The organism is Marinoscillum furvescens DSM 4134 (assembly GCF_003386095.1).
GTDB lineage: Bacteria > Bacteroidota > Bacteroidia > Cytophagales > Cyclobacteriaceae > Marinoscillum > Marinoscillum furvescens.
In genome coordinates this window covers 60,010-75,387 of sequence record NZ_QREG01000021.1, presented here as the reverse complement: position 1 = coordinate 75,387, position 15,378 = coordinate 60,010, and the positions used below count along the sequence as shown (strand labels likewise).

General features: G+C 43.7%; 13 protein-coding genes. All 13 read right to left on the bottom strand.

Annotated elements, in window-relative coordinates; translation table 11 throughout:
* Nucleotides 1–8: 8 nt before the first annotated feature.
* Entirely contained in the window at nucleotides 9–413 is a 405-nt protein-coding gene (locus C7460_RS18480) for a hypothetical protein (protein WP_115869613.1), read from the bottom strand.
* A gap of 225 nt (nucleotides 414–638) precedes the next feature.
* Nucleotides 639–1,808, bottom strand: coding sequence for a tetratricopeptide repeat protein (locus tag C7460_RS18475; RefSeq protein WP_170148095.1), 1,170 nt, complete (start codon nucleotides 1,806–1,808; stop codon nucleotides 639–641).
* Nucleotides 1,809–1,836: 28 nt separating this feature from the next.
* Entirely contained in the window at nucleotides 1,837–4,395 is a 2,559-nt protein-coding gene (gene gyrA, locus C7460_RS18470) for a DNA gyrase subunit A (RefSeq protein WP_115869611.1), read from the bottom strand.
* A 69-nt stretch (nucleotides 4,396–4,464) separates the two neighbouring features.
* Nucleotides 4,465–5,544: a hypothetical protein gene (locus C7460_RS18465; protein ID WP_115869610.1), complete on the bottom strand. Its 1,080-nt coding sequence runs from the start codon at nucleotides 5,542–5,544 to the stop codon at nucleotides 4,465–4,467.
* 40 nt (nucleotides 5,545–5,584) lie between these two features.
* Complete coding sequence (locus tag C7460_RS18460; RefSeq protein WP_115869609.1) at nucleotides 5,585–6,571, bottom strand: FKBP-type peptidyl-prolyl cis-trans isomerase; 987 nt, start codon at nucleotides 6,569–6,571, stop codon at nucleotides 5,585–5,587.
* Nucleotides 6,572–6,635: 64 nt separating this feature from the next.
* Entirely contained in the window at nucleotides 6,636–7,256 is a 621-nt protein-coding gene (locus C7460_RS18455; protein WP_115869608.1) for a hypothetical protein, read from the bottom strand.
* Between the two features lie 113 nt (nucleotides 7,257–7,369).
* Nucleotides 7,370–7,876 carry a hypothetical protein gene (locus C7460_RS18450; protein WP_115869607.1) on the bottom strand — a complete coding sequence of 169 codons (507 nt, stop codon included), beginning with the start codon at nucleotides 7,874–7,876 and terminating at the stop codon, nucleotides 7,370–7,372.
* Between the two features lie 82 nt (nucleotides 7,877–7,958).
* Nucleotides 7,959–9,401: a COG3014 family protein gene (locus C7460_RS18445; protein ID WP_245986466.1), complete on the bottom strand. Its 1,443-nt coding sequence runs from the start codon at nucleotides 9,399–9,401 to the stop codon at nucleotides 7,959–7,961.
* Nucleotides 9,402–9,415: 14 nt separating this feature from the next.
* Nucleotides 9,416–10,003 (bottom strand): penicillin-binding protein activator LpoB, encoded by a 588-nt coding sequence (locus C7460_RS18440; protein WP_115869606.1) that lies wholly within the window; start codon nucleotides 10,001–10,003, stop codon nucleotides 9,416–9,418.
* A gap of 55 nt (nucleotides 10,004–10,058) precedes the next feature.
* Nucleotides 10,059–12,434, bottom strand: coding sequence for a TonB-dependent receptor (locus C7460_RS18435; protein ID WP_115869605.1), 2,376 nt, complete (start codon nucleotides 12,432–12,434; stop codon nucleotides 10,059–10,061).
* A gap of 8 nt (nucleotides 12,435–12,442) precedes the next feature.
* Nucleotides 12,443–13,096, bottom strand: coding sequence for a ribulose-phosphate 3-epimerase (rpe, locus tag C7460_RS18430; RefSeq protein ID WP_115869604.1), 654 nt, complete (start codon nucleotides 13,094–13,096; stop codon nucleotides 12,443–12,445).
* Nucleotide 13,097: 1 nt separating this feature from the next.
* Nucleotides 13,098–14,726 (bottom strand): S8 family serine peptidase, encoded by a 1,629-nt coding sequence (locus C7460_RS18425; RefSeq protein ID WP_115869603.1) that lies wholly within the window; start codon nucleotides 14,724–14,726, stop codon nucleotides 13,098–13,100.
* Nucleotides 14,713–15,360, bottom strand: a complete 648-nt coding sequence (locus C7460_RS18420; protein WP_115869602.1) for a hypothetical protein — start codon at nucleotides 15,358–15,360, stop codon at nucleotides 14,713–14,715. The genes C7460_RS18425 and C7460_RS18420 overlap by 14 nt, the downstream gene beginning before the upstream one ends.
* Nucleotides 15,361–15,378 lie beyond the last annotated feature (18 nt).

Genomic DNA, 15,378 nt, shown 5'->3' with positions numbered 1-15,378 from the left:
CCGTGGTTTTATAGCGTTATTTCTTTTGATTGATTCTCTGGAACTTCCAATTCCATTTCCTCACAAAGATAGTTGTAGCAAGCTTCGCGTTTTTCAGGTGTCAGCTCTTTCCAGGCTCCGTGAAGAGGTTTTAGAGATATTGGGGGCCTATCTGCCTGCATAAACTCCAATAGCTTTTCTCTGGTAAGGTTTTCGAAAGATTCTTCATCTTCCATCAGATCTGCTGTCTCAATCACTTTTTCACAAAGCGCCTTCAGTGATCCATCGAGCTCACTTCTAAATAGGACCAATTCATAATCCATACTTTGTTGGTTCAGTTTAATAGAACCTTCAGCTTTAAAGTCCTTCTTGAGTCGCTTGTAAACGAAATTTAAATCGTCAATGCTTTTTGCAGAAATAGTGATTGTGCTCATACCACCTGTTTTTTGGGGTTGTTGGTTAAAGTTCGGAAATCTACGTTTGTAAATTTCATTAAAATAGAGTCAACTAGACTATTGGTCGTGTCAACGAGAACATGGTGGTATATTGAAGTAATCGCCAAAAGACTAAATGCCTTGTGGTGATGCAATAAAAGTAAACAAAAAAGCCTTCAAACAACGTGCGTTTGAAGGCTTTTCTATCATGAAATACTATTTGGACTAAAGATTATCGAGCTTTTCACTCATCTCTTCAGCTTTATCATACATTTTCAATTGAGTGTAAATGTATGCCAGTGTTTCTATGGCTGTTTTGTCAGTTGGGGCAATTTTGTGAATGTGCTCCCACTGAGGCAGTGCCTCTTTTAGTTTCTCCTGGATTACAGGCTCAAGCTCCTTAGCTTTTTTCTGATCCGCCTTACTCATACCCAGATTATTACTTTCCTTGATGATTTCATTGGCTGAGTTGATCAGATTTACACCATAGTTAAAGTTTGACTCGTAGTGCTCTGGGTTGATTTCTATCGCCGACTTGTAAGCCTCATTGGCTTTTTCCATATTGTCTAGCTCATCATACAGCACTCCTAAGGTGAAGTAAAGGTTTTCATTGTCCGGTTCAGATTTGATAGCATCTTCCAGGTTTCCTTTAGCCTCGTCTATCTTACCCAACTCTATTAGAATATTTACTTTGTTCTTAGAAAGTGGCCCATCCGCAGGGAATTGCTCCAATGCTTCATCAATTACCTCCAGTGCTTTTTCCTTTTCACCCATAGCAGTTGCCAGGATGTTTACATAGTTGTAGTACAAGTCCTTGCTAGTAGCTCCATTGTCTATCGCCAAACGATAGTTTCTAACAGCATCATCGTACAACTCTCCATTGTGAGCAGCATAAGCAGCGTTTACATAAGAGTTGGTATCTTCTGGCACTATGGCATAAGAGTTTTCAAATGCTTCTACAGCCTCCTCAAATTCGCTATTTTGAAAAGCCGTCACTGCTTTGTTGTAGTAATGAGAGTAATAGTTGCTAATCTGCTGCTCCATCAGCACTGGAATACCAAATTCACCAGATACGTAATAGTTTTTACCTTCAGGATCAATTTCTTCGGCCTTTGCAAACGCCTCCGTTGCTTCCTCAAGTGCATTTTCTGCAAGAGCTGAAAACTGCTCATTGGAGGTGGTATCAAGTGTAGCATAAATCAACCCTCTGTAATACCAGGTTTTACCATCATCTTTGGTCTTTTCATGCTCTATCGCCGCATCAATAATCGACTTGGCTTCTACCAGGTCTCCATTTTCTCTGGCCGAATTCGCCTTATTAATTTTCGGTTTCTTTTGGGCATAGCCTGCAACTGCAAGTACCATGGCCACCGCTAAGATGTAAGTACGTTTCATTGTAGATGTGTGTCTGTTGTTAGTGTAATTAGTCAACGTTTTCTTCATTTTGATCAGTTGATTCCTGATCGTTTTGATCCGTAACGTCCTCATCTTCTTCGCCAAGATTAGAAATTTTTTCTACAGCTGAGATTTGGTCGTCATCGTTTAGTCTGATCAGTCTTACGCCCTGTGTAGCTCTACCCATCACACGCAGGTTACTTACTTCAGTTCGTATTGCTATTCCAGACCTATTGATAATCATGAGGTGATCGGTGTCTTCTACATCCTTTATGGCCACCAATCCACCGGTTTTATCTGTAATCTTCATGGTCTTCACTCCCTTACTACCTCGCTTGGTAATACGGTATTCTGACCACTCTGATCGCTTGCCATATCCATTTTCAGATACCACAAGCAAATTGGCCGGTTCTTTATGATCTACACAGACCATGCCAACCACATATTCTTTGTCATCCATGCGAATACCACGTACACCTGTGGCCATTCTTCCCATAGCTCTCACATCAGACTCATGGAAGTTTATCGCTCTACCCGTATTGGAAGCGATCACGATATGGTTGTCTCCATTCGTAAGGCGTACATTGAGTAGCTTATCACCTTCATTGATGGTGATGGCGTTGATACCATTTTGTCTCGGACGACTATAGGCTTCTAAAGAAGTCTTTTTGATAATACCTCGCTGGGTACACATCACCAGGAAGTTGTTATTGATATAGTCTGGATCTGTGAGGGTCTTCACATTGATCACAGCTCGCACCTTATCATCAGGGTCGATGTTGATCAGGTTTTGAATAGCCCGGCCCTTAGATATCTTACTTCCCTCAGGAATGGCCCACACCTTATGCCAGAAGACTTTTCCAAACTCTGTGAAAATCAGCAGGTAGTTGTGGTTTGTAGCTATAAACAGATGCTCAGTGAAATCGTCATCTTTAAATGTAGCTGCTTTGGATCCTACACCACCTCTACCTTGTGTTTTGTATTCGATTAGCGGTGTTCGCTTGATATATCCAGCATGAGAAATGGTAATGACCATTTCATCATCCGGAATCATATCTTCGGCTGTAAATTCATCAGCCGCATGCTCAATGTAGGTTCTCCTTTCATCACCATAGCGATCCTTGAGCACTGCAATCTCATCTTTGATGATTTCCATACGCTTGCCTTCGTCGGCCAAAATAGCGTTTAGCTCTTCAATGAGTGCTTTTACTTCCTCATATTCTTTGAGAATCTTTTCACGCTCCAGTCCAGTGAGTCTCTGAAGCCTCATATCCAGAATAGCACGTGCCTGAATCTCCGAAAGCTTAAAGTTTTCTATCAAACCAGCTTTAGCTATTTCAGGGTCTCTTGAATTTCGAATCAAGGCGATAACCTCATCCAGATTGTCAAGCGCTATCAGGTATCCCTCCAGGATATGGGCTCGCTTCTCGGCCTCCTCCAGTTCATACTTCGTTCTGCGGATCACTACCTCATGGCGGTGATCTACATAGTGCTTGATGATATCCTTCAGGTTCAACGTCTTAGGTCTTCCTCCGACCAGAGCCACGTTGTTTACGCTAAATGAAGACTGAAGCTGCGTTTGTTTGTACAGGTTATTCAACACGATGTTCGGAATCGTGTCTTTCTTCAGTTCATATACAATACGCATCCCTTCTCTATCCGATTCGTCCCGGATATCAGAAATGCCTTCAATTTTCTTTTCATTGATCAACTGAGCCGTCTTCTCAATCATCGAGGCCTTGTTGACCAGATAAGGTATCTCGGTAACAATAATTTGCTCTCTACCAGACTTGAGGGTTTCTACTTCTGCCTTGGCACGCAGCACGACTCTTCCTCTGCCTGTTTCGAATGCCGAACGCACTCCCTGGTACCCATAAATGATCCCCCCTGTAGGAAAATCGGGAGCCTTGATGTGCTGAGTCAGCTCATCTATGCTGATGTCGTTGTTGTCTATATAAGCTGTGATGCCATCTACTACTTCTGACAAGTTGTGAGGGGCCATGTTAGTAGCCATACCTACCGCAATACCACTTGCTCCATTGAGCAGCAGATTGGGCAGTTTGCCCGGCAATACGGAAGGCTCTTTTAAGCTATCGTCAAAGTTTGGGGTGAAATCAACCGTGTTTTTGTTGATATCAGAGAGCAGTTCTTCAGCGATACGTCTCAACCGTGCCTCGGTATAACGCATGGCTGCAGGCGAATCACCATCAACAGACCCAAAGTTTCCCTGACCATCTACCAGCTCGTAGCGCAGCGACCAGGGCTGCGCCATACGTACCATAGTGTCATATACTGCGGAATCACCATGGGGGTGATACTTACCCAGTACCTCTCCTACTATCCTTGCAGATTTCTTATAGGGCTTGTTATAATTAACACCCAGCTCCAGCATCCCATATAAAATACGCCTGTGCACGGGTTTTAGACCATCACGCACATCTGGAAGCGCCCGAGAGATGATCACTGACATTGAGTAGTCAATGTAAGCACCTCTCATTTCGTCTTCTATATTAATCGGGATAATCTGCTGGCCAGATCCGGCCGAACCTGATTCTTCATCAGGCAAATTTTCAATATCGTCGGACATGAAAAATCTTTAAAGTTTACCTAAAAACAAGTCGCAATTTAAGCATTTTTTTTATGCTAAATAAGGAAATTAATAAGGCGATATTTTTCGCCTGTTTTTCAACTTATAACGCCATAGTCTGCGGTGATTTTGCCCTATTTTGGGATTTTGTTCTTTCCAAAATGGCTGACCTCTGACTTCCATCAGCCTACCTGTAGAAGGATCTGTGATCACATGCTTAAGCTGGACATGGTCACTTTTGATTGGTGAACGAGGAATCTCCGGGATATTAATACTAACCCCAATGTTGAGCATGAACGCATTGTTGGTATGTCTGACACTTGAGGCATCTGGCAAATTGATCACATAGCCTTTGAAATCAAAGCTGGGCTTGATGATCAAACGGAAGTATTCAGAAAACCTCCTTTCAATGCTCACGCCTAAATTGGTGTAGAAATTTTGTCCGATACCAATTGCTGAAGTATTGATCTCTTTACCTGCTTTGGCTCTACCCAACTGCACCTCGCCTACAAAGGTGTAATCCCAGAACTCATAAAACTGATATCCAACCGTTCCGAAAAACTTTGTATAGCTGGTTTTATCAAATGCCGGCTCATATGAGCGAATCTGGCTTTCATCAGTAGAGGGAGCAAGTGGACGCATATAGTGCCGTTCGTACTGAAACCCGCCCCCTACGCGAAATTTCTTGATATTGAAGTGTAATGAAACCATCACGGGCACTGTATTGGCTATTGACGAAAAACCTAACCCCATGGTGTCGGCATCTGCCAAATACCGCGAACTTCTTAGTTCTGGGTTATTAACCGGACGCTCCAGATAGTCATAGGGCACTTCAAACGGGTTTTCCAGACTCACCTCTTCACCAGAAACTGGATCACTCATCCAGTGAGCATACCCCTGAAAAATGGTGCTTAACTCGTTGGACTTATCCAGAATGTATTGACCATCATTGTCCTGAAAAAAGTAAAACCCAGCAAGATCATGCTGGTATGCGGTAGCTCCGTAGCCTGATGTTACCGTCCAATTGAATTTGTTTAGAAATACCCGGATAGGGTTTCTGTAGATATTGTATTTAGCATAAATATCCTGAGACTGTGCCCAGGTGGCGGTGACACAGAGAAACGATATGACGATGAGAATAAGTCTCAATACAGTCCTGTTTGAACGCTAAAAATACGGATAATTTGCATCAATTGACATTTATCAGATCAATTTCGAAAACCAACGGTCTATAAGGTGCTATCCTGGAACTATAGGCCGGCACTACTTCCAACTCCACGAGATCTTCATAAATCTCAGGAAATGGAGGGATGACCTGCGCACTTTCCCGGTAGGCCAGATAAGAAGGGATGATCAGCAAAGCCTCTTCTCCCTGCTGCATCTTCAATACACCAGACTCCAGTCCGGAAATCACCTGCGCTCCACCAATGACAAATTCAAATGGTGCTGCGGCCGGTGCACGATGCACCACTACCCCATTGAGGTAATTGGATTCGTATGTAATGGAAACTGTACTATCCTGTGAAGGATAAGGTCCTGACCCAGGTGATAATCGCTTATATACCATTCCATTCGGCAAAAACTCCGGTTGATTGTATGGGTTTGATACGGTATCTCTCAACTCCTGATCTTCTACATACCTATTGATGGCCTGCAATTCATCATCCAGCACTTGTGATTCACTTCTAATCTTTAGGAGTGAAAGCTCTGCCAAAATAATTGAATGCTCAGGTATCAGTGTAGAATAACTATAGGAGCCATATGCGAGATGTGATGGCAAAACAAATCCCCATGTTTCGCCCTCCTGCAGATAAGCCAGCGCCCGATCAATCCCTACAGGGTAAATGGCTCCTGCACCTTGCTTGACTACAATGGTATCGCCATCCAGCGAATCATAAACATCAATCGTTTGACCGCCCAGCACCGATATCTTGTAGAATATCGAAAGCACATTGCCTTCATTTTGTGATTTTCCTGATGGATTGCTGATAATCGGATAAGCGTAAATTCCTGACGTGTCCTCAGCTGCAATGTCGGCCAGGTCCATAGAGTCTAGATAGGCACTGATGATGGATCTTTCCTCATCCTCTCTGGTGAGCTCAGACGAGTCCTCCTTGCATGACCAAATCACGCTCACTATGAGCACACTTAAAAATGATGTAATAATCCCCCTCATGAATTGCCTCAGACTATCCGTTCTGAGATTAACGCCAGAATTCTAAAATATAATATATGCGAAATTAGGCTTTCTGATCGAAGGTTTTACAAAACATGTGAAAGATTGGTAGTTTGTGAAGGTCTAGTTGCTCCCCGATCTTTAACAGTCGTAAGTATTCATTGCGCCTCATATGGCGATTGGTGCTAATGATTTCCTCGTCATTTTCCAGAAAAAATGAGGCAATAAAACGAATGAGAATGTATGGTGTGCTTAACACGGCACGTTTGTAAACTTCTGGCGCTATTTCTGTATCCGGATGAAATTTCTCTTTTTCCATACCATCCATATCAAATGAGGCTCGCATGGCCACTTTCAATACATGAAAAAACTTCTCATGCCAGATATCATACTTCTTCAGCAAAAACTTCATGGCATACACCACGGGATCTTTTTTCATAAAGTACCCACCTTTGGATAGTTTTCTAGCTTTCTTATTTAGCGCAAGCTCCTCAAACAAGCTCACACTCCCATCAGCCAGTGCAATTCCTACTGTAGGTGCCATCATCACGAGTGAGAAAAAGTCATGATCACTGATTTCCAGGTAGGGAGCTTCGTTTTTACAAAAGTCTTTTTTGAGGGCTTGGGTAGCCGTAAGTACCTCCGGTATGGCCACCATGGTTTCGATCTCGTATTCAGTAAACATGAAATTCTATGAAAAAAGGTTAGTGCTATTGAAATTAATAAAAATCTCAATGTAACGAAAAAGGGGCAATAAAATCGCCCCTTTTTCTTAGAAATTCATTGTATTGATGCTGCTTACTGCTCTGGAGATTCCTCTTCAGCCTCTTCATCATTTTCTGCTGCAGCTTCTGCCTTCAGCTCTTCGTAGATAGCTTGATAGCGCTCTTTTACTTCTTCGTCTTTTTTGAGCGCAGCCTTCAATTTGTTGTAAAGACCAGCACCTATGTCTCCTTTGATTTTGCCTACATAGGTTTCTTTGAAGTTTGCGGTTTTCTCAGCGATTCGCGCTTTTACTTCTTTGTACGCCTCCACTTGCTCAGGCGTAGCTTCTACACTTGCCAGATCATCTTTTTTGTCCGCTTTGCTGAGCTCATTGTACTTGGCATTGTCTAGTGGAGACTCCTCTAGCCAAATAGCTACAGAGTCACTAACGATACTGCTCAATGCTGCCTTTTCCTGCTCAGCCCAGACCATAACAGATGCGTAGGTCTGTAGCTCTTCGTCGGTAAATGTAGTTTCATCCTGTGCACGTAGCGACAGTACGCCACTCACTAGCATGATCATCACCAAAAATTTTCTCATCTTAACTGTATTTTTAGTCTTTTAAGTTTTTACAATCAACAAGTTTAATGAACGTTGATCAAAAAAGTGAGAAAAAATAGACTTAACGCCGATATTCGAGTGAATGAAAGGTGTGAAATACGGTCTCTCCTGGTCCCACATCAAATAAAAATGTTTCTTTTTGAGTGGCTCCAGATGGCGCAATGGTTTTGAGCATCACAGTTTGCCGTCCCGTTTTCAGGGGTACGCGTGTATAGTAGATGCTATGTGGTATAGTCTGCCAATTTCTGGTGTCTGCTTTTTCAGTAGCAGCATTTACTACGCCTACCAGGAATGACAACCCTTCACGCATGGCTTCCTCCTGCTTCTCTTCTTTGGTTTGCTCCTCGCCATCTTCACTTTCTCCACCATTGCGAATGGCCATTTCCACGGATTTTTTTAATGCGACACGCAGCAGGCCTTTGCCCATTTCCTGAAGCATTCGCTCCTCTAGTGTTTTAAACGCCACGGCATTGATGTCTTCAGCTTTTTCAAGTGCAAATCGCTTACCGGGTGTTTCCAGTACAGCCCTCTCAAAATATGGCTTTCGCTCCACATACTTAGGAAAGGCTACACGAAAAACTCGTAAATCTGTGAGATCACCCCCACCCTCTGCATTTGCTGTATTGTATGGAAAACTCAGTCCATATTCTTCGTTGGTAAAGGTCACAAAACCGTCACCATTCGCTACCGTGGTGAAGTTTATGGACCATTCGTCTTTCACGGGGCCAAGTCCATTGTGCCAGAAAAACACCAGCTCCTGAGCGTTGGGTTTGTGCTGATAAGTCAAATCGAATTTTCGCTCAAAAAACGCTAAATCGGAATCATACCCATTAAGATATGCGGTCCTCAGCAGGTCTTGCTTGAGCTGATTAGGAGTTTCCAGACCAAACAGCCGGGTATAGTCCTGCTCATAGATGTTGTGGGCATTTCGATATGCTACAAATGCATTACTCACATCTCCACTTGCTTCAAAAATGATCCCCATAAGATTGTGTACAAAAGCATCACGCCTGTATTTTTTATCTGACTTATAGCGATCACTCAGGGCATTGAGCCGATTGATCAGACGTCTGCACTCCACTAAAGCCGACTCATGATCGTTGAGTTTCAGAAAATTGAGAGCCTTGTAATATAAAAGCAACAGGTGCTCATGGTCCTCTCCCGGGTAGACTATCGTATTAGGGTTGACCAGAAAAGAGGCCGCAACGTTTGCATAATTATTCTGGTAGTCTTCTCCAAACAGGTATGCTTTTTCGAACCATTTATTACTTTCTTCCAGGTTACCAAGCATGGCATTGACCACTCCCTGGTCTGCATAGTACAGAAATCGCGCTTTCTTTTTGCCTGCTCGTTTATTTTCGTCCAAAACTCTGGCCGCTTGTTCCAGCTGACCACTTTCAAAGTTTTGGTTAAATTCTGATTGTATCTGATAATACGTGGCGCAAGAAGACAGAGCAGCCCCTAGCAGCACTGCTCCGATGTATTTGATCTTGAGAAACTTCACGAAAGTCCCCTTGATTAATTTTTTATGTACTTTTTAATCTCCTTATCTCCGATCCATACCTTTTCATTTGTCTCCAGATTCGCGAGCTCGAGATTAACCTTGTAGTTTACCACTTTCTCTTTGCGATAAGAATCCGTCACAGAGGTAATTACACCAAACATCATAAAATCTGCTCCTAACTCACGCCCCCATTTGGCTTGAGTCTCTGGTGAGGCAAACTCCCCTTGCTGTGCACGCTCCTCGCGAAGTTTTTCTCTAAACTCGGCATTTTGTACTACACGCACCATACCAGAATTGATAAACTCACGCTCTACATCCTTGATAAATGTTTCTGGCTCTATGTACTCTGAAGTCTTGTTGTTGATCATTCCTACGATCACCACCGGTTTGCGATCATATGCCCGAACAAAATCCTCTTTCCATGGCCGGTTGAGAACGTCACGAATCATTTCTTCGGCCACCAACTTAGAATCGGTATCATTCCAGCGACCACTAAGGTCTATCTGCTCATTGGGGCTCACCCTGGTGACTGTTCGGCTGGTACACGAACTAAAAAGTACAACTACTACAAATGTGAGTAAAGCGATGTTTAGATTTTTCATATTTAAGGTTTTTAGAAACAGTAAACTGCAGCCTAAACAGACGAAAATTGCCTGACTAAAGTTCTGCTGTAAACTTAATATTCAAAAACCTTGCCGACAAAGAATTAGGTACTGCGAACTGGGCTCCATTCACATCTTCGATCCATGTATAAGAAAGGGTATTGTCTGCTGCCAGGGCATTGAGCACTTCTATTCGCAACCAGATATTGTTAAACATCTGATTGGACCTAAACTCAAATCGCTTAGACAACCCAATATCTGCCCGATAATATTCGTCTCCACTAAATGCGTTTCTTAATTCTGGGCGGTCGGGCGGTCCCAGGGGATAGCCAGAACCAAAAACCATATTAAGGTATATCCTCAATGAGGGGTCTCCTGGCATGTGATCTTCGAAATAGGCCGCAAGATTCACACGTTGGTCGGTAGGCCGGCGGATGTAATCATCGTCTACACCATCAATTTTCTCCTGAGTTTGCAACAGACCAAGGCTAAACCATGACTGTGTGCCTTTTACAAACTCTCCATGCACTCTAAAGTCAACACCCCTCGCAAAGGCGCGCCCAGACAGTGTAGGATAATACCTCAACCTTACATTGTCTATGTCATAAGGTATGACGTCATAAAGCTCCTTATGATAGATATCGGCGCTAAATAGGAATGGTCGTCCCCACATTTCAAAAAGGCGTGTCATTCCCCCTATAAAATGAAGGGATTTTTGAGCGTAAACGTTTTGGCGAAGCAATCCGTCTCTATCTCTAAGTTCCCGGTAAAAAGGCGGTTGCTGGTAAAGTCCTACGGCCAGCTTGAAGGTAGTGGTCTTTTTCCATTTAGGAGCCCAGCGGTAACTGATTCGAGGACTGACCAAGAGCTGACCATTGTAATCCCAAAAGGTCATTCGCACACCTGAAGCAAGCGCATGAATGGAATCCTTCCACAACAATGTGTTTTGCACATAGCCAAAATACTGTCTTGCCCCCAGGTTTATATCATTGAATATGGATGATTGGAGGTTTACATAGTCAGCAGAGTCAATGTATTCATATTCATTGATTTGATCGTTCATCTGCTGAATAGTCACCCCGGCACCAGCCTCCAGGACGTGGTTTACGTTTAACAAATACTCCCATCTGTTTTCGGCAGTGTAGAGCTGCGCATCCAGGCTGTTTCTGCCATAATCATAGTTGGTGCCAGCACCACGAACAATCACACATTGGTCAAAGCTGCTGGTATTTGGGTCTTTATTTACATCACAGAGAAAGTAGGCTCCTTCCACATCGTATTGCTCCGTTTCGCTTGTATACATGGCCGAGCCAATAAAATGTGCCCGAAGCCTTTCGGTAAAACGATGGGTAAGCCGCAAACCACTCTGATACGTATCATAACGCATGATTTCGCGGCCTTCAAAGTAGGTATTGAGGCGGAAGTTAGCTTGAACAGATCCAAAATCTGTGGTTTGTGACTCGGGGATGCTCACGTACCTGTTTCGACCGTAGCTTAGCAGTACATTGAGCTTCGTTTTGTTGATATACTGTGCTCCCTTTTTAGATAAGTCGAAGGTAAGCATAGACTGAATATCGGTGTAGGTAGGAAAGTACTGCCCCTGTGTCTCCAGTGTACCCAGCAAATACCTGGAATCTCTGTGACGAGCGCCTATTAGGTAGGACAACCTATCGGAGTGTCCACCAGTGTAGGCAGTTCCTCCCAGCAGTCCCACTGTCACTGCCCCTTCCAGACTGTCAGGCTCTTTGTATTCGATATTTAAGCTACTGGAGAGTTTGTCTCCATACTTGGGCTCCCATCCCCCTGCGTAAAATTCAATATCCTGAACCATATCAGGGTTTACGAAGCTCAACCCTTCCTGCCGGCCGGCATTGGCCAAAAATGGGCGATAAACCGGGATGTCGTTTACATATACGAGGTTTTCATCAAAGTTACCTCCACGCACACTGTATGCAGAGCTCAGTTCATTGTTGCTAGAAACCCCTGGTAGCGTGACCAGCACTTTATTAAAGTCTCCAAATGTAGAAGGGAGCGCTTTGGCTGATTTGGCATCTACTTTTTGAAAATTCACCACCTCATCCAGATCTCCTAATCGATCATCTTTTATCTGAACATCCTGAAGTTGAGTTGTTTGCTCTTTCAGGACTATCGAGAGAGGAGTTTCCTCATCAAAAGCTTGTGTCAATCGCTGCGGTATGTACTGAATGTGTGTAAAAACAAGCGTCACATTCTGCTTCACGGGAACCTCTAACTCAAACTGCCCCTCTACGTTCGTAACTGTGCCTTTGGAGGTACCTTCTATGGTAACTGACACTCCTGGTATTTCTATACCTGATTCATCGCTCACCACTCCAGTCACCAGTGTGCTCTGGGCACTCAGCAGCCAGGTATTTAAAAGAAAGAGAAAAAATAGGGTTGGTTGGAGCTTCATTTAGGTTACTAAACGCGCTTGAGTGAGTGAATAGTATCCTGAGGGTTTTCGGATTTAAAAACAAAACTTCCCGCAACCAGCATATTCGCACCTTTTTGCACCAATTCCCTGGCGTTTTCACTGGTTACTCCTCCATCTATTTCTATAAGTAGGTCCGGGTTGGTCTTTTCCGCCATAGCGGCCAGTTTTTCAACTTTAGCAAACGTATGAGGGATAAATTTCTGACCTCCAAAGCCAGGGTTTACACTCATAATAAGTGCCAAATCGATATGATCGATAATTTCCTCTAGCACGGCTACAGGGGTATGCGGGTTCAAGGCTACTCCAGCTTTAGCACCAAGTTCATGAATAGCCATAATGGTACGATGCAAATGAGTACAAGCCTCGTAGTGTACTGTAATGATCTCAGCGCCACTGTCGCGACAAGCTTCTAGGTATGGAGTAGCATCCTTTACCATCAGGTGAAAATCCAAGGGCTTTTTTGCGTGACGAGCTATTGCCTCTGTCACTGGAAATCCAAATGAAATATTTGGAACAAACACACCATCCATAATATCAATATGAATGTAGTCAGCTTCACTGCTATTGAGCATTTCTACATCACGCTGAATGTTCGCAAAATCAGCTGCCAACATAGATGGGGAAACCAAACACTCCTTCATGCTAAATCTTTATCAGTTTTACAGTTTTCTTAAATCCTCTGGAGTGCAAGGTTAAGAAATACGTTCCATTTTCGGAGGGTTTCACTTCTATTTCAATCCTGTCTAGCCTATCGCGAGCGCTTAGTTTAGTAGAAAATATTTTATTTCCTTTTGTATCCTGAAGATCTATTGTGAGTCTGCCTTTGATTTCCACATTACCAAACTCTACAAAAATCATGTTGTCTTTGAAGGGATTAGGATAAACGGTAAAAGCACCAGGTACTTCGCTTTCGTATTTAGGTACGCCATAACCTATTTCACTATTAGGCTCATCAGCATTAGAGCCCGAGAGTTTGATGGACTCTATCACCTGCTGACTGTTCCAGTCCGGGTTTGCCTGCCATGTAGCTGCAGCAAATCCAGCGATCTGCGGTGCAGCAAAGCTAGTACCATTACCCGTGGTGATCATTCCAGAGACTACTTCACCCCTGCTTTGGCCTACCGTAAAGATGGACGTAAATGTTCCCATTGCAGACACATCTGGCTTGATTCGCCCGTCTGCCGTAGGTCCGAAAGAACTAAACCCTGACCGCTCATAGCGTGAATCCACACTTCCCACGGTGAGTACATCATCAGCGTCACCTGGGGAGGTAATGTACTTCCAGCTGCCGTTGCCTTCATTGCCGGCACTTACCACTACCACTATTCCCCGATCCGCAGCGTAACTAGCCGCACGAGCTACTATGGTGTTTTTCCCGTTCATGTCCTGATAGGTGTAATCCATTGATCCATCAGAAAATGTAGAATATCCAAGCGACGCATTGATCACGTCTGCTCCTGCACTGTCAGCGTATTCTGCAGCAAGCAACCAATTGTATTCTTCTATGCGGTACTCGTTTTCTACATCCTCAGTCACACACAAAATGTAACTGGCATCTGGTGCAGTGCCCGAAAACACCTCTTCATACATGCCTCCTATGCAAGACAACACAGCAGTACCATGCGCATTGTATTGAAATACATTTCCAGAATTGCGGATAAAATCTTTGGTCCCAATCAGACGATTTTCTGTAAAGATGTGTTCGAATGGTTTATAAACATTCACACCAGGAAACCCCGCATCAAAGACAGCAATCACTTTACCCTCTCCGGTAAAGCCATCTTCGTGCATGTCTTTAGCTCCCAGCATGGTAAGCTGCGTATGGCTATTACCTGAAACACGATCAGGGTCTAAAAAGTCTTGAGGAACCTCATAGCCACCTAGGTCGTGGCTCAGCACGGCTCCTTTGGCAATGTATGTGACACTGTCTACGAATGGAAGATTGGTCACTGAGATACGTTGCGTATCGTCCATCTGAACCAACGCAGCATTAAACCATCTGCTTGTAAAGAACACATCGGCTCCTTCACCCTCTACCTGAGCCACATACTCCGTATCTACTGGCAAATCCTGTACGGTAATCGCTATTCCTTGCGCCGATCGTCTGGCAATGGCTCGATCACTTAAAAAAGCATCTGGCTGCTCCAGGCTGTAAGGCACGTTATCCTTGTCTGAAAAAAATACCATATAGCGATCCTGCCCTTTAGCAGCCCACAAAAAGGCAACTTGCAACACCATAACCAAACTCCACTTTAAGTTACCTTTTCCCATAAGAAATTAATTGCTGTTTAAGTATTCTTCCACTTTGGATTTCGCCCAACTCCGACGAGCAGTTCACCGAACAAAAACTGAGCGTGATGTAATTTTTGCGAACGAGCCCAACTCCACGCTGATACACCTCATAGCGTTCGTCCTGATTGACCAGATTTTGAGGAATATCGCTAATTACCACCTTCACTTCATCAAGATCGGTGCCACTTTCATAGTAGAACAGTCGTTCATCCTTACTGTTGTATGCATTTCCATTCCAGCTCTTGCCCACCTCCACTGGAAATGTCAATTTCACAATAGATAGGTTATTTTCGGTTACTACCAGTGAGTTTTGAAACTTCTGAACTGTCCAGATACTATCCAGCTTCATATTGAGCGAATCCTCACCCCTGTAGCGTTCTAATAAGTACCGCACTTCTCCAGAAGGAGCTATCAGACTATCACCAATTCGTTCTTCTAGAAAATAGCGTGTAGTATCTCCTCCGAAAGCATCGAAATTAACTTCTTCTACCTTATAGAGCCAGTGCATGGACTTCTCCAGTGGATAGAAATCATATCCTGTGTCTAGAGCGATATCCTGCAAATTGTCCGTGCATGACCAAAGAAGGACTAGCGGTAAAAGAAGTTTTTTCATAGGTGTGAACCGTAATTT

Excerpts from the sequence above, each read along its gene's own strand:
- C7460_RS18480 (WP_115869613.1), bottom strand. The coding sequence starts at position 413 with ATGAGCACAATCACTATTTCTGCAAAAAGCATTGACGATTTAAATTTC.
- C7460_RS18475 (WP_170148095.1), bottom strand. The coding sequence starts at position 1,808 with ATGAAACGTACTTACATCTTAGCGGTGGCCATGGTACTTGCAGTTGCA.
- gyrA (WP_115869611.1), bottom strand. The coding sequence starts at position 4,395 with ATGTCCGACGATATTGAAAATTTGCCTGATGAAGAATCAGGTTCGGCC.
- C7460_RS18460 (WP_115869609.1), bottom strand. The coding sequence starts at position 6,571 with ATGAGGGGGATTATTACATCATTTTTAAGTGTGCTCATAGTGAGCGTG.
- C7460_RS18455 (WP_115869608.1), bottom strand. The coding sequence starts at position 7,256 with ATGTTTACTGAATACGAGATCGAAACCATGGTGGCCATACCGGAGGTA.
- C7460_RS18450 (WP_115869607.1), bottom strand. The coding sequence starts at position 7,876 with ATGAGAAAATTTTTGGTGATGATCATGCTAGTGAGTGGCGTACTGTCG.
- C7460_RS18440 (WP_115869606.1), bottom strand. The coding sequence starts at position 10,003 with ATGAAAAATCTAAACATCGCTTTACTCACATTTGTAGTAGTTGTACTT.
- C7460_RS18435 (WP_115869605.1), bottom strand. The coding sequence starts at position 12,434 with ATGAAGCTCCAACCAACCCTATTTTTTCTCTTTCTTTTAAATACCTGG.
- rpe (WP_115869604.1), bottom strand. The coding sequence starts at position 13,096 with ATGAAGGAGTGTTTGGTTTCCCCATCTATGTTGGCAGCTGATTTTGCG.
- C7460_RS18425 (WP_115869603.1), bottom strand. The coding sequence starts at position 14,726 with ATGGGAAAAGGTAACTTAAAGTGGAGTTTGGTTATGGTGTTGCAAGTT.
- C7460_RS18420 (WP_115869602.1), bottom strand. The coding sequence starts at position 15,360 with ATGAAAAAACTTCTTTTACCGCTAGTCCTTCTTTGGTCATGCACGGAC.